This is a genomic window from Gracilibacillus lacisalsi DSM 19029 (assembly GCF_000377765.1).
GTDB lineage: Bacteria > Bacillota > Bacilli > Bacillales > Amphibacillaceae > Gracilibacillus > Gracilibacillus lacisalsi.
The window spans coordinates 12,557-32,474 of record NZ_KB898670.1; the positions used below are offsets into that span (position 1 = coordinate 12,557).

At 35.9% G+C, this 19,918-nt stretch carries 14 protein-coding genes and 1 riboswitch; of the genes, 3 read left to right on the forward strand and 11 right to left on the reverse strand.

Annotated features, from left to right (window positions below; genetic code table 11):
- Positions 1-19: 19 nt before the first annotated feature.
- The 11 genes from D569_RS0113850 to D569_RS0113900 all read right to left on the reverse strand — a co-directional run bounded on the left by D569_RS0113850 (position 20) and on the right by D569_RS0113900 (position 14,478).
- Positions 20-2,566, reverse strand: coding sequence for a PEP/pyruvate-binding domain-containing protein (locus D569_RS0113850; RefSeq protein WP_018933032.1), 2,547 nt, complete (start codon positions 2,564-2,566; stop codon positions 20-22).
- 365 nt (positions 2,567-2,931) lie between these two features.
- Complete coding sequence (locus tag D569_RS0113855; protein WP_018933033.1) at positions 2,932-4,236, reverse strand: ABC transporter substrate-binding protein; 1,305 nt, start codon at positions 4,234-4,236, stop codon at positions 2,932-2,934.
- Positions 4,233-6,077, reverse strand: coding sequence for a sensor domain-containing diguanylate cyclase (locus tag D569_RS0113860; RefSeq protein ID WP_018933034.1), 1,845 nt, complete (start codon positions 6,075-6,077; stop codon positions 4,233-4,235). The genes D569_RS0113855 and D569_RS0113860 overlap by 4 nt, the downstream gene beginning before the upstream one ends.
- Before the next feature lie 86 nt (positions 6,078-6,163).
- Positions 6,164-6,250: riboswitch (cyclic di-GMP riboswitch) on the reverse strand.
- A gap of 250 nt (positions 6,251-6,500) precedes the next feature.
- On the reverse strand, positions 6,501-6,806 hold the full coding sequence (locus D569_RS0113865) for a rhodanese-like domain-containing protein (protein WP_018933035.1): 306 nt from the start codon (positions 6,804-6,806) through the stop codon (positions 6,501-6,503).
- Between the two features lie 204 nt (positions 6,807-7,010).
- A complete protein-coding gene (locus tag D569_RS0113870; RefSeq protein WP_018933036.1) occupies positions 7,011-8,801 on the reverse strand; it encodes a methyl-accepting chemotaxis protein in 1,791 nt (596 codons plus the stop codon).
- Positions 8,802-8,933: 132 nt separating this feature from the next.
- Positions 8,934-9,587, reverse strand: coding sequence for a class I SAM-dependent methyltransferase (locus D569_RS0113875; protein WP_342662687.1), 654 nt, complete (start codon positions 9,585-9,587; stop codon positions 8,934-8,936).
- Positions 9,588-9,777: 190 nt separating this feature from the next.
- Positions 9,778-10,194 carry a universal stress protein gene (locus D569_RS0113880; RefSeq protein ID WP_018933038.1) on the reverse strand — a complete coding sequence of 139 codons (417 nt, stop codon included), beginning with the start codon at positions 10,192-10,194 and terminating at the stop codon, positions 9,778-9,780.
- A gap of 20 nt (positions 10,195-10,214) precedes the next feature.
- Entirely contained in the window at positions 10,215-11,675 is a 1,461-nt protein-coding gene (locus D569_RS0113885) for a SulP family inorganic anion transporter (protein WP_018933039.1), read from the reverse strand.
- A 266-nt stretch (positions 11,676-11,941) separates the two neighbouring features.
- Positions 11,942-13,213, reverse strand: coding sequence for an MFS transporter (locus D569_RS0113890; RefSeq protein ID WP_018933040.1), 1,272 nt, complete (start codon positions 13,211-13,213; stop codon positions 11,942-11,944).
- Positions 13,214-13,339: 126 nt separating this feature from the next.
- On the reverse strand, positions 13,340-14,200 hold the full coding sequence (locus tag D569_RS23650; protein ID WP_018933041.1) for a peptidoglycan-binding protein: 861 nt from the start codon (positions 14,198-14,200) through the stop codon (positions 13,340-13,342).
- A complete protein-coding gene (locus D569_RS0113900; protein ID WP_018933042.1) occupies positions 14,200-14,478 on the reverse strand; it encodes a phage holin family protein in 279 nt (92 codons plus the stop codon). The genes D569_RS23650 and D569_RS0113900 overlap by 1 nt, the downstream gene beginning before the upstream one ends.
- Positions 14,479-14,793: 315 nt before the next feature.
- Here D569_RS0113900 and D569_RS0113905 point away from each other — a divergent pair, with 315 nt between their 5' ends.
- From D569_RS0113905 to D569_RS0113915, 3 genes are all read left to right on the forward strand, one after another.
- On the forward strand, positions 14,794-16,605 hold the full coding sequence (locus tag D569_RS0113905; RefSeq protein ID WP_018933043.1) for a BCCT family transporter: 1,812 nt from the start codon (positions 14,794-14,796) through the stop codon (positions 16,603-16,605).
- Positions 16,606-16,720: 115 nt separating this feature from the next.
- The gene (locus tag D569_RS0113910; protein ID WP_018933044.1) at positions 16,721-17,422 is read left to right on the forward strand and encodes a DsbA family oxidoreductase; all 702 of its coding nucleotides are present in this window, start codon (positions 16,721-16,723) and stop codon (positions 17,420-17,422) included.
- A 262-nt stretch (positions 17,423-17,684) separates the two neighbouring features.
- Positions 17,685-19,847: a methyl-accepting chemotaxis protein gene (locus tag D569_RS0113915; RefSeq protein ID WP_018933045.1), complete on the forward strand. Its 2,163-nt coding sequence runs from the start codon at positions 17,685-17,687 to the stop codon at positions 19,845-19,847.
- The last annotated feature ends 71 nt before the right edge of the window (positions 19,848-19,918 follow it).

The following is a 19,918-nucleotide window of genomic DNA, read 5'->3' on the forward strand; positions in this document are numbered from 1 at the left end:
CTTATATTATAGCGTAATACTATCTACACAATAACTTCTGCTTCACAATGTCTGATAGTAGTTCCATCCCGGTTACTTTACTAACATGGATCACTTCTTCTGGAATTGTCGGTGTTTCTCCCCAATTCGTTAAGATATTTTCCTGGCTCGTCACATAAGAAGGTTCAAATCGAACCCCTTCTTCTCCATCAAAAATGGCGGCATAAAAAATATCTGATTCAACAATATCTTGAAAGAAGTGACTGCCATAGGATAATTCCGGCATAAAACCTTTTTCTTGCGAGGAGACCTCACAGATAGCAGACACATGTTGAATTTCTGAAAAGTGAACCGGAACACCTAGAGATGGTGTGGACGTCCCCCATCGTCCAGGACCAACCAGAAAAACACGTTCATTTTTGAGATCTCTTGTTATTTTACCTATGGTGCGTGCCACGCTGTATTTATCTTGTTCACTTAAATCGAGGTAACCATCCATATCTACATAAATACAATAATCGATTGGAATACGTACATTACCTCCCATAAAGTTACCCTCTGTTTGTATAAAACAGGCTTCATCTGGTTTTGTTTCTGGTATCTCTACTGATTGCCCCAATCCTTTGGTTTGCAATGGTCGACATTGGACAATGTTAATCTTAAAGTCATCTTTACCACGGAAATTAGCAGTAAACTCTACATCAACAGGATAATCATAAACACGTGCTATTTCTGCTAAAATTTCTCTCATCACTTCTGGAAATGTAGAATTTTTTAATAAGTTTTTAAAATCGAGAATATATGGTGTCGGCATATTCTTATACCCTAAATCCTTCAAACGAAAAGCTGTTTCGGTATCAATCGAGGCGAACAAATTACGCTCAACATCCCAAACATTGGCTATTGCCTCATCAACCTTCACACTAGTCAATTGATTTCTCGACATTGATAAAACGTCGACTCCATGCTGCGAAAATTTCTTTAAATCATCCATATGCATTAACGGCTTCCTTGTCGGCTGATCTAATGTAACAATCTTGGCATAGTCATCAACGGTTCGGTCCACTGCTCTAGTACCTAGCCCGAACACTAAACGAATCATACCTGCATCCATATCAACGCTTTTGTCCCATACATACAGATTGGAAGAGTTACCAACTCCAGCAACATGCGGGAAGAAGTTATCTTCATAGTGATCACCAGATACTCGCTGAATCAAAATTGCCATTTGTTCATCTTTTTCAAATAACCCACGATTCATTCGATATTCCAGTGCATCTTCATTCATTGTACTGGCGTATACAGTACGGATCGCATCTTCTAATGCCTTATAACGCTCTTCCGGTGTGCCCTGATTCACACAAAAGACGCTATCGTATTTCCCGGCAAATGCATTTCCGAAATTATCTTCCAACAACGAACTGGAACGAATAATAATCGGAGATTGACCGAAATATTCGAGTACTTGGACGAATTGTTCCTTAATGTTGGCAGGGAATTCTCCATTTAGTAATTTCTCTCGTAGTTCCCTTGCATACGTATAATAGCCTTCTTTTGTTTTCTGTTTAACACGCAATTTCCATCCGCCATTTTGCACTATATAGGTATAGAAAATATCAGATCCAATATAAAAAGAATCATGTGCTTCCATATATTTTGCAAAACGATTCTTTTTGTCTTCTTTTAATATTTTTCTAGCTAACAGCATCCCGACACTTTTTCCACCGATAAATCCTGTACCAACTTCCCTGGAAGCAATCGTCAGAATGTCTTGTAATGTAAAGTATTGATCACATAAATCAAACATTCTCGACTTTTCACCAATTAACAGAGTCATCAATAATCTTTTTGTTTTTTCTTGCGTCACCTGATCTTTTTGTAAATCGTCATGTGCTCTTGAAAAAATAACATCCCAATAATCCATTCGTTCTTCTACACGATTGATATTAGAAAATAAAGCAGATGCCTCTGCACTTGCTGTAATACTTTTCACCCGCTCATCTTCAATTAAATGAGGGAAAAACATTGTAGGAGAGTAGCGTTGCCATACTTTTAACGGATGAATATAGTGTTTGCCATCCACTTCATACAAATCTAACAAAACTTGTGTAGTTTCACGTATTCGGGCGATTGTTGCATACGTATGAACATTCCGGTTAATCGCAAAATATGCTACTGTATCTAATTCATATAAATAAGGACAGCACACTTTAAAAAAGTTGCCGATCATTAAATCCGAACACCAACTTGATAATAAATCCGTCAAACTATCGAATACATAAAACGTTTTAAATCCTTCATTTTCAATTAACCGATGAATTTCGGTAGCAAAGCTTTCAAATCCTTTTTTAGCATCCACATTGTACTGTTGAACTTCTTCTCTTTCAACCAATGGTTCATGTTTACCGAAGCGTACATAGATAACTTTTCGACCATCTCGTAAAGCTTTGTCAACATACGGAGTAATAATATCTTTATAGGCATGAATGTTATCCACTTGCCATACTACATTATCTCCTAGTCTCAGCGAGTCAATCGTCTTATCAAACCCAGGAATTCCGGTGGATATTTTTAATTCCATTTCCATCTTGATCACCAACCACTTCTATAAATACCTTATATTCTAATTATAACATCATATCATCATAATCCTATATCGATTAGGCATCAATACATTCCAATAAGTTGATAAGTAATAAAGTGTGTGTGTATTCGTTTGATGAAGTATGGATTTAGTTGTCAGCGATTAGAAACGGTCTAATTGACACGAAATGATAGTAAAATAGGCGTTCTTAATGGTTAAGAGACCGCTATACAACACGAGCTACTTGAAATAAGGTGCTTTAGTAGGTTAGAAGAATATGAATTGTTTTAGTGACCATTTTGAAATATATCAATCACATAACCATCGCTTCGGCTGCCCACTTCCCTTTCCTTTGAACATATACTCTTTTATTCCCATTTGGCCTCTTCCTGTGTCTTTGAGTTTAGTAATTTCTGTAATGCTCTCTGATCATATTTGATTCTTTCCTTTATTTCCTCATTTATATTTTCGATTGCTTCACTTGTAATAGCCTTTCCACCATGGAAATCTTTCATCGCTACATCCCAAATAAATTTGATGTTTTGATCTAAAGATTGAGGTGTACCTGGGACTTCTTTGTTCAAGGCAATCCAGTAAAGTTGTTTTAAGTCGGGATTAATGAAATATGGATCATTTTCTACATGTTCATACATATATAGCATGTCATCAGCCATCTTTTTGGCAAATTCCCATGCCAAGTCCTTATGTTGGCTTTTTTCAGAGATGGCAATAGACATACTTGCCTGTTTGTCCACACCTGCTAATCCAAATGGTAAAGTCGTGATTCCCCATTTTCCATTTTGCTCTGGAACCCACTCCTGTAAATGACTTGCAACATAACTGGCCATTTGAAACATCACCAATTCATCATTTTGAAATGCTTCTCTTCCTCTTTCATCCCAAATATTAACATAAGGACTAAGATCTTTTTCGACTACCGCTGTTGCGATATTAAAAGTAGTAACAAAAGGCTCATTTCCCCCTAAATACTCAAATTCTTCATCCAGAAAATAATTGGTTCTTAAAACCATCTCCAATAACATGTGCTCTGAATCTAAAATATAGTGGCCATTTTCTTTGAGGTCTTGAGCCATTTCCAGCCAATTTTCATCTTCATTTATATAACTGGACAATTCTAGTGGGTCACTAGGATAGCCATATTCACTTAAAATATCAGCACGATAGTAAGTAACATAAGGGAAAAACAATAACGGGATGGCAAACATTTCGGTTCCATCTTCACTTTTATAATGATTTAACAAGCTTTCTGGTCTTCGCTCAAAAAAACTTTCCTCATAATATCTTTTTTCGTATAAATTTTCAAAACCGCTTATACCAGTAAATTCACCTAAAACATAATCAGGTAAAATATATAGATCAGGTGTTTTTCCAGCTAACATTCCTTGACGATACTCTTTAATTAGATTATGTTCATCAATCTCTTTTATATTGACATCAACATCTGGATGCATGTCTAAAAACTCTGGTAATGAATCTTCAAAGACGTTACGATGTGTCCAAATGACCAATTCGTTCGCTTGTACAGACTCCTCTTCTACCTCAACCAAGTCACTACTTAGAGAAGATTCCTGAAAGGGCTTAAAACTTGAAGAATGACAACCTACTAAGAACAGTATACTTATTGCCGCTATCCATATTCTGAATGGTTTCAATCGTTTTCCTCCCCATATGTCAAATCTTCTAGATCTTGATGACGTTTTTTCTCTTCATACATTAACGAATCAGCATGATGCAATAAGTCATCTAAAGTCCTCCCATTATCAGGATAAAAACTTATGCCAATACTAGCTGTCAACGTTATTTCTGTTTGATTAATCATTAAAGGTTGAATAATGGCTTCAAGTAATTGTTTGCATAACCTTTGTACTTCTTCCTCTGTTGTTAATTCCACAATTGCTACAAATTCATCACCGGCTAAACGATAGAATGTAATAGGCTTTCCTCGTTCAAATCTCTTTAACCGTTTAGCAAACAATTTTAGCAATAAATCTCCTCCACTATGTCCAAGCGTATCATTGACTTGTTTAAATTTATCCAAATCAATAAATACAATCGAAAAGCGATCTTGCTTCGCTTGCTCCTCAAGCATCTCTGTTAAATCAATATGAAATGAATAACGATTTGGCAAATCTGTTAACGTATCAAAGTGTGCTAATCGATATAGTTTTGACTCTGATTCTTTAAGTTGATTGGTCCTTGCCGTAAGTAAGTCATTTTTCTTTTTAGCATCGGCAAACATTTGCTGCAGCTGGTTTGCTACTTTTCCAATGTTTTGTCCCAATTTTGAAAATTCATCAATCGGTGTATCTTTCCAATAAAAGGTTTCTTGTCGCTTCATTTTGCCTGGTAAATCGGTCGTCATTTGAGTCAGATGTGATAAAGAATTCGATAATATTCGATTCACTAACATACCAAATACTAACGCAATGAATAAAACAAACAATGCGAACAAAAGGTAATCAGTAAGGTGAGTAGCTAATGCTAGCACACCACTACTAATAGGAATAATTAATAATGTTGTTTTGTTTAAAAAGGCAGTTTCCCCGATATAATAGCCTTGATACCAATCAGATAGAGTTTGGTGACTCGACGGTAGCCAAATAAAACCATGTGAATGAACCTCTTTAACAAATCCAGCTTCCATTTCTAGGTTAGAACTTGATTCATTTTGATTTTTCGTATCAAGCCATATTTGCTTTTCTTGATCCATAATCAAGATTCGTTTGTTTGAAGTGCCGATAAACTCATCTAAAATCGATTTAATTTTAGCTTTTTCTAATTCAGCGTCTAATTCATAATTTTGAATGTCATTAGAATCCATTTCTGCTATTTTCCGTTGTAATCTCTCTTCCAACTGTTGATATTGAAGGTAATACTCTTGATATATATCATTTTCCATCGCTCTAGCATTAACTAAAATGATAATGAGTAACGGGAATACAGCCGAGAAAATTAGTATGTGAGAAATCACCTGTCCAAAATATAACTGGTTATGTGCAGGAAACCAGCTTTTTAATTTGGAAATGAGCGGAAGATAATCACATAACATATCTGCAACTAAAGCAGAAAACAAAGTAGCGGTAATAACTTGAAGGATCATAAAGTTAGTTAAAATCTTTATACTTTCAAAAACCTCTGGAAAGAGTAATTCCACCATAAAATATAGTATAAATAGAATGATAGAATAAGCAAAACTCCAGGTAAAAAGGTCTTTTCCTTTTTTAGAATAAAACACTCCTATGATCAGTACTTCAAGAATACTAATGAAGACAAATGAATTGCCAATATGAAGAAAATGCGTAAGTAAACTCATACAAATCGTTAACAAAAGTGCAAAACGGAAGCCAAAAATTCGAATGGATGCTAAGTATAAAACCGGTGCAAAACATAAGGTTAAACCAAAAATTAATGGAACAGCAAATATTTGCGCAATGACAGATACAGTTAAAATCAATATAAACAATGATATTTTTTTACTCATGACATTGCGCATATGTTTGTCTCCTCACTCAATTCACTCTTTATTTAGGTATTAAAAAAACACTATACAAAAAATGTATAGGTTTCCTGTTGTTTATATCAGGTAACCCAGCCATCATTGTGATTTTTCACCTTAGATCTGTGGTTTTGCGTCTCTATTTTTCAATAGATTTGCCTTTTTCTGCTAGTACTATTATATTACGAACATTAACATAACTGGCACAGAACATAAATCTATTTTCCTACAATCATATAACAATCATCTTATAATAATCAATACAATTCAAAATTATTTTAATGAATACAATAATTCAGGGGATTAATCATATTTTTTACTACTCATATTATACAATAATTTTCATCTTAGTTTTGATCAAAAAAAGAGTAACCCTTTTAAAGATTACTCTAATCATTTTATTCAGGCAATTTAGCATCATTACTCAGGTACTTCAGTTTCATCCTCCCAAGCAAGCATGCCACCTTCCATATTGGTTGCTCCAATTCCATTTGCCTCTAAATATTCAGTTGCTCTTCCACTTCGAGCTCCAGAACGACATACCATATAGTAATGTTCGTCTTGATTAAATTCTTCTAAACGGTCCGGTATTTCTCCTAATCTTATATGCTTTGCGCCCGGAATTATGCCTTGTGCCACTTCATCATCTTCCCGCACATCAATGATATTTAATTTCTCGCCATTTTTTAATTTGTTTGCCAATTCTGTTGCTTGTATCTCCTTCATGATTATACCTCCAATAAGTTTATACTTCGTATAGAATTATACGCTAGTTTCGGTATAGATTAGTATGTGATCAATCTCTCATTGAATCATACCATTATTACGTTTTCTTTTCTAACATTTAATCTAACTTCCTTCTTATTAAGAAATCTGTCAATATCCTTTTTTATAAAAAAGAGACAGACATACAAGTCTATCTCAACAATATTATACAATCTTAAACTTTTGAACTTCTTTTTGTAATTCCTCTGCTAAGACATCTAATTCACGGGCACTTTTTGATACCTCTTCCATTGAATGATTGGTTTCCTCGGCTGAGGCTGCTGTTTCCTCTACAGCAGCAGCAGATTGTTCACTTACAGCTGCAATTTCATCCACCGATTTATTCATTTCTTCACTATTTTCATTAACTTCTTCCAAGCTTTTAACCATGTATTTCACACGATCTACCATATCTGTAATGGATTGATTAATTTGTGTAAAGGTCTCACCAGTTCTCTCCATTTGTTCTGTCCCTTTTTCCACTTCTTGAAATCCAGATTCTAAGGAGTGAGCCATTTGTGCTGATTCATCTTGAATATTCGCTACAAGTCCAGTTATATCAGCAATTGAGGCTGTCACTTGTTCAGCAAGTTTTCTTACCTCATCAGCGACAACAGCAAATCCTTTACCTGCCTCTCCCGCTCTTGCTGCTTCAATGGCGGCATTCAATGCGAGTAAGTTTGTTTGCTCGGCAATCTCTTTAATAACAATTACAATTTTATCTATTTCTTCCGTACGCTTATCCAAGCCTGATACTTTTTGATAAGAGTCCTGAACCATTTGATAGATGATTCTCATTTGGCTAACAGACTTTTCTAGTTCCGAACGGCCACCCTGACTTATATTCATAACATCCCGTGACTCATTTGCCACTTGATTACCTTGATCTGCTACTTCTTTCACTTTTCGATTATATTGTTCAACCGAACCGGATAAGTCAGACGCAGAATTTGCCTGTGATTCACTTCCTGATGATAATTCTTCCATAGTAGCAGCTATTTGTTCACTACCTTCACGTACCTGGTCAGCAGATTGATTTAATGTACTGCTTTGCTGCATCACACGCCCAGTAGCTATCATCACCTGATTAACCATTCCATATAAATTATCTTTCATTTGATTCATCGCATTTGCTAGTTCAGTGAATTCATCCTTACTTCTTACTTCAACTTCCGCTCCTGATAAATCACCTTGTGCCAATCGATTCAATTCATTCTTAATTGTCGAAATATTATAGTTAATCACTCTAACGATCAATGTAACAATTGCTATACCGACAATAACGGCGATAATTCCGGTGATGAGAGTCGAGGTAACTATATCTTGACGCATACTCGAAGCAATAAGATACATATCAAAATCAATTGCACCTACCCCAATTAATTCATTATCATCGCCATAAAATGCTTTGGCCAAAGTTACTACTGGTTTGCCAGAAGCAGTATCAATATACGGTTGAGTCCATATTACATTCTCAGGTGACTGAATAGCCTGATTATACCAGTCCGTTGTTGTCGAATCGTAATCATTTAAATTCACTTCACTAGCAGGAATATTATTTAAATATAAAGCACCCTCAGGTGTTCCTAAGTATAAATTAATGATATATTCACGATTTTGAACTTGCTCTGATAAGTAACTTTCATAGTAATTCGTTAATTTGGGATCATTAACTGTAGGCATATGAGAATAGTTTGCATCTTCGAGATCAGAAGCGGAAACCTTTTCATAGTTTAATTCTTCTGATTCACTAAGTGTAGTTAGAAACGTTTCGTATTCTTCAAAGGTTTCCTGATATTTTGGTGACATTTCTACAATATCATCTTTTTGTATTATTGCTTTTTCTAATACCGCTGTCTTTGCATAGGCTATGTAACCCACAACCCCCATTGGAATGACTAATAATAAAATCATAATAGCAGGTAATTTGTATTTGATTTGCTGAAACTTCTGCATGATTGTCCCCTTCCTCTTGTAGTATATAATTCCCCTTTATATATTACCATTAAAAGATTTTCATTACTATCTGCAATAAACAAACAGTCCTAAAGTACTAAAAAACTACACTTTTCATTTAAGTGTAGTTAGTCATTTATATGCAATTACAATACCAAGAGGTTTATGCTCCATTTGGGAACCTTCCATCGGCTCTATTAATGCGCCTTTTTGATAGAAGAACTTCTTCTTTTGGAACTGATCAAACATAGACACAAATTCAGTTTCTGTCATTTGATGGACATGGAATGGCGAACCGCACGGCTTGCCTTTACCTTCACCGAAGGGGGTAGATAAAATTAATGTTCCTCCGGGCTTAAGAAGATGATAAATATTATCCATAAATTGATCTTCATCTTCTATATGTTCAATCGTTTCAAAACTTAGAATTACATCAAATGCACCTAATTGATCAGGTAATGTAGGGTCTGTTACATCTGCCACCTTAAAATCAGATAGTGGGTGATAATAGTTTGCTTTTGCGTACTGAATCGCATTAGAATTAATATCAACACCGATAATTTCCTCAAGTTCATGTTTGCATTTTTTTGCAATAACATGCGCTCCATAACCAACACCAGTTGCAAAATCCAAAGTTCTACCGTAAATATGGGGCACCGAAAAATGATAACGTGCTAAATGTTCTATTAATAACTCATTTGTAATGTCCATCTTCTCTGGTATCACACGCTCTCCATTATCCTTTAACAACATAATCACCGCTTTTTTAAATTTCCTATCAAGCATAACATATCATGTCTATTTGTTAGAACAGATAAGAAAAATAAGAAAAGCGAACCGATGATGACTTATCGGAGGGCGATTCGTGAAGTCGCCTAGTTTTTGGGCGCTCGGAGCTAGACATCTCGCAAATTTTATACTCTCTTTACAAGTAAAAAAAGATAACAGGTATAAGTTAAACCTGTTATCTCTAAGATTATTTCACTATTAAAACTGGGCAATGTACTCGTTTTGCAATTTTGTGACTGACACTACCTAGTATCATTGTTTGTACTTGATTTAATCCACGGCTTCCTACTACAACAAAATCATATTCATTTCGGTTCGCAAAATCGACAATTGCAGGACCTGGTTCGCCGTGCACTACATGTGTTTCACATTCGAGACCAGCTTCTTCAATTACTTCTATAACTGGTAACAATTTTTCTTGTCGTTCTTTTTTTACTTCATATTTATCTAAACCGTGTAAAACATCCTCTTTTGAGGTTTTACCATCTACTGCATAAACAATATCTATTTTACCTTGATCAATCTGAGCAACCTTTACTGCATGAGAAGCTGCTCGAATAGAGTGATCTGATCCATCAGCTGCTAATAATATCTTTTGATACATCTCTACACCTCGTTTACCGATTAATGACCTGAAGCTTTGGATAAGCCGCCAATTTTCTGCTTCAATTGTTTACTTTCCGCATTTAACCCTGTATAAGTTACTTTAACATGGTTTTGCTCAAATTTCGACTCGATTTTGTCCAAAGCACCAATTGCAGAATCATCCCATAAATGGGCTAGACTTAAATCAATTTCAACCTCTTCGATTGCTTCATTAAAATCGAACTTAGCTACTAAGTCATTAACGGAAGCGAAGAAGATCTGACCATCTACTTTATAAACCTTTTTCTTACCCTCAACAGCTACAATTTGGGTCACTTTCACTTTTGAAATCTTAGCTGCAAAGAAGATAGCACTTAAAAGTACACCCGCTAATACACCTATAGATAAATCATGCGTCACCACTACAGTACCAACTGTAATTACCATAACAGCAGCATCTGATCTAGGGACTTTATGGATATTTTTCACAGAAGACCAATCAAAAGTACTGATGGATACCATAATCATAACACCGGCAAGTGCAGCCATCGGTATTTGAACTACAATATTTCCTAAAACAAAGATTAAAAACATCAAAAATACACCAGCAACTAATGCAGATAATCGACCTCGACCACCAGATTTTACGTTAATGACGGATTGACCGATCATTGCACAACCAGCCATACCACCAAAGAAACCTGATACAATATTAGCAATACCTTGTCCACGGCTTTCTTTGTTTTTATCACTCTCAGTATCAGTCATATCATCCACGATATTTGCCGTTAACAATGATTCTAGTAAACCAACAATAGCAAGTGATAATGAATAAGGAAAAATGATTGCTAATGTTTCAAAGTTCAATGGAATATCCGGAATTAAAAAGACCGGAAGATCAGAACTTAAATTACCCAAGTCACCGACAGCACGTACATCAAAACCAAAATAAATGGCTAAAGCTGTCACTACTATGATTGCTACTAAAGTAGAAGGCACAACTTTCGTTAATCGAGGAAAAATATAAATGATTGCTAGAGTTAAAGCTACTAAGCCATACATTACCCAACTTTCTCCTTCAAAATGTTCCAATTGTGAAGTAAAGATGAGAATGGCCAGCGCGTTAACAAAACCTACCATCACCGAACGTGGTACGAATTTCATCACTGCTGCTAATTTGAAGACACCGAACAAAATTTGTAGTACACCTGTCAAAATTGTGGCTGCTAGTAAATACTGCAAACCATAATCAGCTACTAGGGTAACCATCAACAACGCCATTGCACCTGTAGCCGCAGAAATCATACCTGGTCTACCACCGACAAAGGCAATCACTACTGCAATACAAAACGATGCGTACAATCCTACCATCGGGTCAACACCAGCGATAATCGAAAAGGCAATAGCCTCCGGAATTAACGCTAACGCTACTACTATACCGGCTAGAACGTCTCCTCTGACGTTTCCAAACCAATCTTGTTTAATTTTTGCTACGTTCATGAAGCACCTCTTTCTAATTTTTTTGGCTTCTCTGATCCCCTCAGAGAAATTTTCCGAAATGAACAAAACGAATCATAACACAATTCACAAAATCGCCAAAACTCAAAGAAAACGTGAACATCCATGTTATACTTTCATTTTCATGTACATACTCTTTCATTCTTCTATTTATACTAAACCAAATAAAAAGTTTATTTTTCTATGTATTCCTTTCAAGTAGAAAATATATCTATCAAAACAAAAAACTGACTTTTATAAAGCCAGTTTCATAGATACTCCGCTTTATTTGGTTTTTTAGCAAGTAGTGCACTTAATATCCCAATAATCGGAAATATAAGTGATAAAATAATGATTGGATTATAGCTACCAAACGCGTCATATCCAACACCAAATGGTAAAGGTCCTAATGAAGACCCGATAACACCTACAGTCACACCGACACCATTTATACTTCCAATATATTTTCTCCCAAAATAATTGGGCCATATTACGTTGAGACCGATCCGTTCTAAGCCTCCAGCTAATCCCCATAAAACACCAAAGAGAATAGCCAGTAAGAAATTATCAGTTACTAATAATAGAAGTAATACGAAAAATTCGACTATAAAAATGGCTAGTAACACATAGTTAGATTTGATTTTATCTATAATATACCCTGAAGCAAGTGACATCGGAATACCTACAAAAGCCATTAAACTTAAGACCATTGCTGCTACTTCAAGTGATAAACCATTTGTTTTGAAAATCGAGGCAATATGAAACGTAATACCGGTATTGACCATGGCCGGGATACCGACACAGATTAAAATAGCCCAAAAAGCTTTTGTTTTCATTGCTTCTTTAAGTGTCCAATCCTCTTCTGCTTCTTCAATAGTTGGTGCTAATGGATTTCCGCTATCACTTTCATTTTTTCTGCTAAAACCGTCAGGCTCCAAACCGATCATTTCAGGTTTATTTTTTACACCGAAGAAGGCTAAAGGAACAAAAAACGCTAGTAATAAAATCCCCCAAAATCTCCAGGCGACTTGCCAATCCCACGTTTGGATTAACCATGTATTGACAATCGGAAATACCATGGCGCTGGCAAAAGAAAAAAGTGTGACTAAACTGAAAGCACGACCTCGCTTCTTAATAAACCATTGTGCAACAAGCGTATTCGGAATGAGCGACATACTTCCCTGACCTAATAACCTAACTAAAAAGAATCCGATTGCTAACATCCAGATAGATGTGATCAAGCTGTTAAAAAAACAAGCAATAGCAAATAATGTACCAATCGTCACCATCATAAATCGTTGTCCAAAACGATCTATAAAGCGCCCGATAAATATCATTAATAAACCTGCTATTAGAGTTGCTACAGAATAAACACCAGAGACTTCAGAACGTGTCCAACCAAAGTCATTGATGTACTCGTCAATAAACTGTGAATTGGAATATGTTTGGCCAGGACCAGAAAAAAAGATGCCAAACCCGCCAATGATTAGGATAAACCAACCGTAATAAATTTTGTCAAAAATTCTTAGTTTAGAAAGCATGGCTACACTCCTAGTTGTAAAACGCAATCTTCAAACAATAATATCTAACCACACCGACATATCACATGCAAACGTTTTGATTGATCAAATTCCTTTTCACAAGAAAAAAAGGAGGTCTCCCTCCCTTTAAAATAACTTTTGCCATGTTTCTGGACCTACGATTCCATCCACTATCAAATTATGCCGTCTTTGGTATTGCTTCACTTTTCGCTCTGTCTCTGGTCCGAAAATGCCATCGACTTTAGCACCTACTCTACGTTGTATAATTTCAACAATATCTCCTTTGCTTCCTCTTTTGATAATGCCAGGATAATTAGCTACTAGTGTGGTATTTTTGTCCAGTCTCGCTCTTGTTACTGGACCTACAATTCCATCTACTTTTATACCTTCAGATCGCTGAAAAGCTTTTACAGCTGATTCTGTTTCATCTCCAAACACGCCGTCTGCCCCATATTTATTTAAGTTAAAACCAAGTTTTATTAACTCTCTTTGCAGATTTCTTACTTCTGTTCCATTACTTCTTTCTCTAAGTGTCTTATTTGAACTAAACTGATTCAAATAAGAAATCGGATTTACGGTAGATGATGGTTTGTCAGCACGATATCCATATGGTGGAGCTGTTTCTACCTTTTTACGTACTTCAAAATGCAAATGTGATCCTGTTACATATCCGGTTTGTCCTTGATAACCAATTATTTGATTGTATGATACTGTTTGGCCACTCTTTACGGCAGCAGAATCGAGATGTGCGTAAAGCTGGGCTCTGTTATTTCTATCTCGGATTAACACTACATTCCCGTATCCTCCTAAGCCTGTACCACTTTTACCAAAGCCAGCATAAATAACGGTTCCAGAAGTAAAAGCATGTATCGGTGCTCGATGTGATTTTACTAAATCAACACCGGCATGAAAATCTCTTGATCCCCTTATCGGATGAGTTCTGTAACCATATGAACTCGTAATTCGATATCCTCGAAATTCCGCCATTAACTCCCCTCCCTTATAGTATCCTTTGCTCTATTACAAGTTTGCTTTACTATTTGATGACTAAATACAGCCAACCCAGTTGCAATAATTCCTTCCGCAATGGATCGTATGTTCCAACCATACAAATTACACGCTGCTAGGACTCCAATCGTTAATAAAATCCAAATAATCAGCCAATCAGGTATAAACGGTGTTCTTTTGCAGGCGTATCCGATAAACCAGAGTGCCGGTATAATAAAGTGAAAATCCTCTGGTAGCAAATGCCATAAATCATCCATCGAGCGAACACCTCCTCTGATTTCTTCATTCGAGCCACTAAGCAGTTGAGTTCTTCCGCTTCCAACAGCGCAAAGTAAGGACTCATATTACAATATGTATCGACCTCCAATCATGACTTGGCGTTTGACATGGATATTGTCTTATTTTTATAATCGGTGAGATACAAAAGAAAGTGTCTAAATTAATTTATTATTTTCAAAAAAATGTCTATGCTAAAAAATAATAGATTAAATGTTATAAAATGAGGGAATACCTATTAAAATTAACCGCAACATAGAAAGGGGGAACTATGTCAGTAATTGACATAGGTACATATGAAAAAAGAGGACTCAATTAGTGATAAAGTTGGAAAAGTTGGTATTGTATTTATTATTTCGGCTATCTTCGTTGCTATTTTCGTATTATGGGGGGCTATATCACCTTCATCCCTGAGCGATGCTGCAAACTCAGGTCTAGAATGGATGATCACTAACTTTGGTTGGTTCTATATGCTAATCACTGCCCTGTTCGTTTTATTTGTTATAGGTTTAGCTGTTAGTCCTTATGGAAAAATACGATTAGGTAAAACCGATGATAGGCCAGAGTATTCTTGGTTTTCGTGGATTGGCATGTTATTTGCAGCTGGTATAGGGGTTGGTTTTGTATTCTGGGGAGTTGCTGAACCAGTTCTATATTATATGGACCCACCTCTCGGATATGAGCCAGGAACAAGGGAATCCGCATTAGCCGGTTTGCGTTACGGTTCTTATCACTGGGCTTTACATCCTTGGGCTATTTTTTCAATCGTTGGGATGACATTAGCCTATGTTCAATACCGAAAGGACCGACCAGCATTAATCAGTTCAGCATTTTACCCGATCTTGGGTGACAGAGTGAATGGTTGGGCTGGTAAAACGATCGATACATTAGCTGTATTAGCTACATGTACAGGGGTTGCGACTACATTTGGCCTAAGTGCTATGCAAATCACAGGTGGATTATCTCATATCACACCAATCCCTAACTCACCTTGGACACAACTTGTCATTATATGTATCGTTACCGTATTATTTATGCTTTCAGCAGCTCGCGGCCTTGACCGTGGAATCAAAATATTAAGTAATATTAACCTAGTTGTGGCTGGATTACTTCTACTATTTGTTATTATCGTCGGACCGACATTATTTATTGCAGAAAGTTTTGTTACGACATTAGGTGGTTACATAACAAATGTCGTTCCAATGGCACTTACTTTAACACCATTCTCAGAAAGTGAATGGTTAGGGACAAATACCATCTTCTTTTGGGCATGGCATATTGCATGGGCTCCATTTATGGGAATTTTCATTGCACGTATTTCCAAAGGGAGAACGATTCGAGAATTTATGGCTGGTGTACTGATTGTCCCTTCTCTGCTTGCGATTATTTGGTTTACTACATTTGGTGGTACAGCGTTAAATATCGAAATGTACGGTGCAGGAGGTCTAGCAGAATTAATTAATTCGGAAGTTGAATTAGCCTTATTTGCAACACTTGCTGAACTTCCGTTAAGTTTTATTACTAACACTTTAGCGATACTGTTAATCTTGATTTTCTTTATAACTTCTGCAGATTCAGCTTCATTTGTACTCGGGTCCATGACATCTAATGGCGATTTAGAACCAAAAAACTCAGTAAAGTTAACGTGGGGTTTCTTGATAGCTGGTGCCGCAAGTGTACTACTCTTCAGCGGAGGCGGTGGTTTGAATGCACTGCAAACCGCTTCGATTATTGCTGCATTACCTTTCGCGATTGTGATGGTGCTCATGATCATCTCCATTGTTATTACACTAGGAAAGGATTGGAAGCTTGATCAAAGGCTCCATAGAAGAAGACGAGAAAAACGTGTAAAAACGGAGTTCAAAGACGAGTTTAAGGATGAGGTAAAAGAAGATATCCGTGATGATTTTAAGGACGACGTAAAAGAGGATATTTATCAAGATATGAAAAATGACTTCTATGATGACTTCAAAGAAGAAATTTACGATGAAATGAAGGAAGAGTTATATGATGATTTCAAAGAAAAAATATATGATGAAATGAAGGACGAAATAATCGAAGAAATAACAGACGAAGATACCATAGAGAAAGATAAACCCGACAAATAAGTCTGATAGTCCAACAGTGCTGTATTAACAAGTATACACCTCCTTAAGCAAATTGCTTTCTTTGACAGATGCATTTATGTCAGAATAAGATAGAAGCTTAAGAGAGGTGTTTTTTATGCAAATTGAAATATGGTCCGATTTTGTTTGCCCATTTTGTTATATTGGTAAAACAAGATTAGAACAAGCTTTGGAAAGATTTCCACAGAATTTAGATGTTTCGATTCAATATAAAAGCTTTGAATTAGATCCGAATGCAGCTAAATATTCAGGAAAAAATATACATGAATCTTTGGCAGCTAAATACAATATGACAATCGATCAAGCAAAAGAAGCTAATCAACAAATTGGTGAACAAGCAAAAGCTGTAGGTTTGGATTTTGTTTTTGACACGATGAAACCAGGTAATACGTTTGATGCACATCGGTTAAGTAAATATGCTCGCACATTGAACCGTGAGGCAGAATATATAGATACGATGCTTTATCAATATTTTACTTTATCAAAAGATCTTAGTGATAAAGAAACACTTCAATCTATTACGAATGAGCTTGGTTTTGATCAAAAAGAAGTTCAACGTATTTTAGAGGATGAAACAATCCATGCTGATTTAGTCAGACGCGATGAAACAGAAGCACAACAATTAGGTGTAACTGGTGTTCCATTTTTTGTAATCAACAAAAAATATGCTATTTCAGGGGCCCAACCTATCGAAACATTTATGCAAGCATTAGAAAAAGTAGCAGAAGAGGAAAATAATCAATTAGAAAATTTAAACCTTCAACAAGGTAGTTTTTGCGACGGAGATCATTGCAAATAAACCATCGCTATAGTGCAAAAATAGGCTCTTTCCTTTTGAATGGAACAGAGCCTATTTTTTTGTGTTAATCTTAGTCCTTTAGTCCTGATTTTATGGTTAGATAAAAAGTTTGCTATTTCTTGTCGTTTCCTGAATGAAAACATGTTATAATCTATTTGAACTAATTCTTAATGATTATAGACCATTTATCCACCAAGAATATTTACCTACACCCATTATGAAAACCCTTACTAATAATACTTGAAGTACGGAGGATTTGATTATGACAAACAAATTTATACGCAGAACTAAAAGCGTTTTCAACAAAACGAGACAAGTATTTCTAAACACATCGAAAAAAATAGGCAAAGGCGCAAGTAAACTAAAAATAAAAATTCCAAGCAAGAAATCTAAAGATGGACAACAAGTACTGCAAAATAGTAGTGTTTCTAAAAAAGATTCAATTAGCACCAAAATACTAATTAGTATTTTAGCAACAGTACTAATCAGTGTTTTGATCGTTGGAATTGCTTCTTATTTTATTTCTAATAATATTATTAAAGATAAAGTAACAGAAGCTTCTGAACAAACCATTGTCCAATCTGGAGATAAACTCGACTATTTGATGAATCAATATAAAGATCGGGTAACAGAAATATTAATGGCTGATAATTTCAGCAATACATTAGCCGAACTAGATCGTTTCGAAGAAACAAATAATTTTGATTATTTCAATTTAAAAAGTACGATTGATGATGCGCTAACCCAAATTACTATGATTGATAACAATGTGAGTCTCTATCTGTTACATACCGAAAAAGAAAGATTAATTTCTTCTTCGGAAACGCTTCCTGAGGAAACTGTCTTTAGTTCTGATTGGTATCAGAGTGCTATGGAAGCGGAAGGTTCGACTGCCTGGATTGGTGGTCTTGCACAAGGGGTTAATGGTACCTCAGATGATCCTAAAGTTGCTTTTGGACAGAAGTTAAGAATTAGTGGTACAGAATATGTTTTAATAGTTGAATTAGATACTGCCGTATTTGAAGATGCTCTACAAGATGTTAGATTTGGTGAAGAAGGCCTCGTGAGCATGGTAGATCGAAATAATGAAGTTGTCTTTTCTTTTGATCATGAAGAAATAACACAACCATATGCTTACCAAATTGCAGTAGATTCTGAAGAGAACATGACCGAAGATAATGGGCAACTCGTTTTTCAACATGATTCTGAAGTAACAGATTGGTATTTAGTGGGCTCTGTTCCTGAAGCAGAATTAACAAAAGATACAACCATTATTTTTTATGTAACAGCAGGTATTGTCTTATTGTCGTTAATTATCTCTCTTATCATTGCAAATGGAATAGTTAAAACAATTGCTCGGCCAATTGCTGATGTTTCCAGTTTGATGGCTTCTGCCGAACAAGGTGATCTTACAGTGAGATCGAATCATACGTCTCGCAAGGATGAAATTGGAGAATTGGCAGAAAGCTTTAATGAAATGCTTGAAAATATCTCAGGAATGATGCATCAAACAAGAGAATCTGCCAACAAAGTATTACATGCTGCGATAGAATTAACTGATATTTCTCAAATGCAATCACAATCAGCGAAAGAAGTCGCTGCTGCATCTGAAGAAATTGCTAGTGGTGCTACAGGCTTAACAGATGAAGCTGAAAAAGGTAATTCCTTAGCATCCAACATACATGATGAAGTGGAAAATGTCTTCGAAAACAATAGTGATATGGAGAATCATGCGGTAGAAGTGCTAGAGCGAAGTCATGAAGGTTTAGAAAAGATGGACGAGTTAGTAACCAAAACAAAAGACGGCGAGCAAATGACAAATGCACTTGTCGAAAAAGTAGATACATTGAAAGAAAGCACAGAGCAAATCAATCAAGTAATGGAAATGCTCACGAATATTGCACAGCAAACCAACCTACTTTCACTCAATGCTGCAATTGAAGCTGCACGTGCAGGAGAAGCTGGTCAAGGCTTCGCAGTAGTTGCAGACGAAATCAGAAAGCTTTCTACTCAATCTAAAGATTCGATTGATAAAGTGGAAGAAATTACAACAGGTATTGTAAATGAGGTTAATGAAACGTTAGAGGTTTTAGAGGAAGCTACACCTCGTTTCAAAGAACAAGTAACGCAAGCAGAAGATACACAGATAATACTAAATGGTGTTGGAGAAAGTATGGGTACGTTTACTGGTAAGATTCAGCAAGTTACTCAATCTATCCAGCAATTAAGAGATTCACAGGAAGTATTAACTTCTACCATTCACCAAGTAAGTGCAACAGCACAACAGTCTTCTGCGATTAGTGAAGAAGTGTCAGCCACTACAGAGGAGCAATTAAAAGTAAGTGAGTCGCTAGTTACTACTTCCGATGAACTAAAACAACTTTCTGAAGAATTACAAGAAATGATGAAGAAATTTCAGGTGTAGGAGTAGCATATGATTCAAAAGTAGATACAAACTGCGAAGTAATGAGAATTTGACTTGATGTAGCTTCTCCC

Excerpts from the sequence above, each read along its gene's own strand:
- D569_RS0113850 (WP_018933032.1), bottom strand. The coding sequence starts at position 2,566 with ATGGAAATGGAATTAAAAATATCCACCGGAATTCCTGGGTTTGATAAG.
- D569_RS0113860 (WP_018933034.1), bottom strand. The coding sequence starts at position 6,077 with ATGCGCAATGTCATGAGTAAAAAAATATCATTGTTTATATTGATTTTA.
- D569_RS0113865 (WP_018933035.1), bottom strand. The coding sequence starts at position 6,806 with ATGAAGGAGATACAAGCAACAGAATTGGCAAACAAATTAAAAAATGGC.
- D569_RS0113870 (WP_018933036.1), bottom strand. The coding sequence starts at position 8,801 with ATGCAGAAGTTTCAGCAAATCAAATACAAATTACCTGCTATTATGATT.
- D569_RS0113875 (WP_342662687.1), bottom strand. The coding sequence starts at position 9,587 with ATGCTTGATAGGAAATTTAAAAAAGCGGTGATTATGTTGTTAAAGGAT.
- D569_RS0113880 (WP_018933038.1), bottom strand. The coding sequence starts at position 10,194 with ATGTATCAAAAGATATTATTAGCAGCTGATGGATCAGATCACTCTATT.
- D569_RS0113885 (WP_018933039.1), bottom strand. The coding sequence starts at position 11,675 with ATGAACGTAGCAAAAATTAAACAAGATTGGTTTGGAAACGTCAGAGGA.
- D569_RS0113890 (WP_018933040.1), bottom strand. The coding sequence starts at position 13,213 with ATGCTTTCTAAACTAAGAATTTTTGACAAAATTTATTACGGTTGGTTT.
- D569_RS23650 (WP_018933041.1), bottom strand. The coding sequence starts at position 14,200 with ATGGCGGAATTTCGAGGATATCGAATTACGAGTTCATATGGTTACAGA.
- D569_RS0113900 (WP_018933042.1), bottom strand. The coding sequence starts at position 14,478 with ATGGATGATTTATGGCATTTGCTACCAGAGGATTTTCACTTTATTATA.
- D569_RS0113905 (WP_018933043.1), top strand. The coding sequence starts at position 14,794 with ATGAAAAAAGAGGACTCAATTAGTGATAAAGTTGGAAAAGTTGGTATT.
- D569_RS0113910 (WP_018933044.1), top strand. The coding sequence starts at position 16,721 with ATGCAAATTGAAATATGGTCCGATTTTGTTTGCCCATTTTGTTATATT.
- D569_RS0113915 (WP_018933045.1), top strand. The coding sequence starts at position 17,685 with ATGACAAACAAATTTATACGCAGAACTAAAAGCGTTTTCAACAAAACG.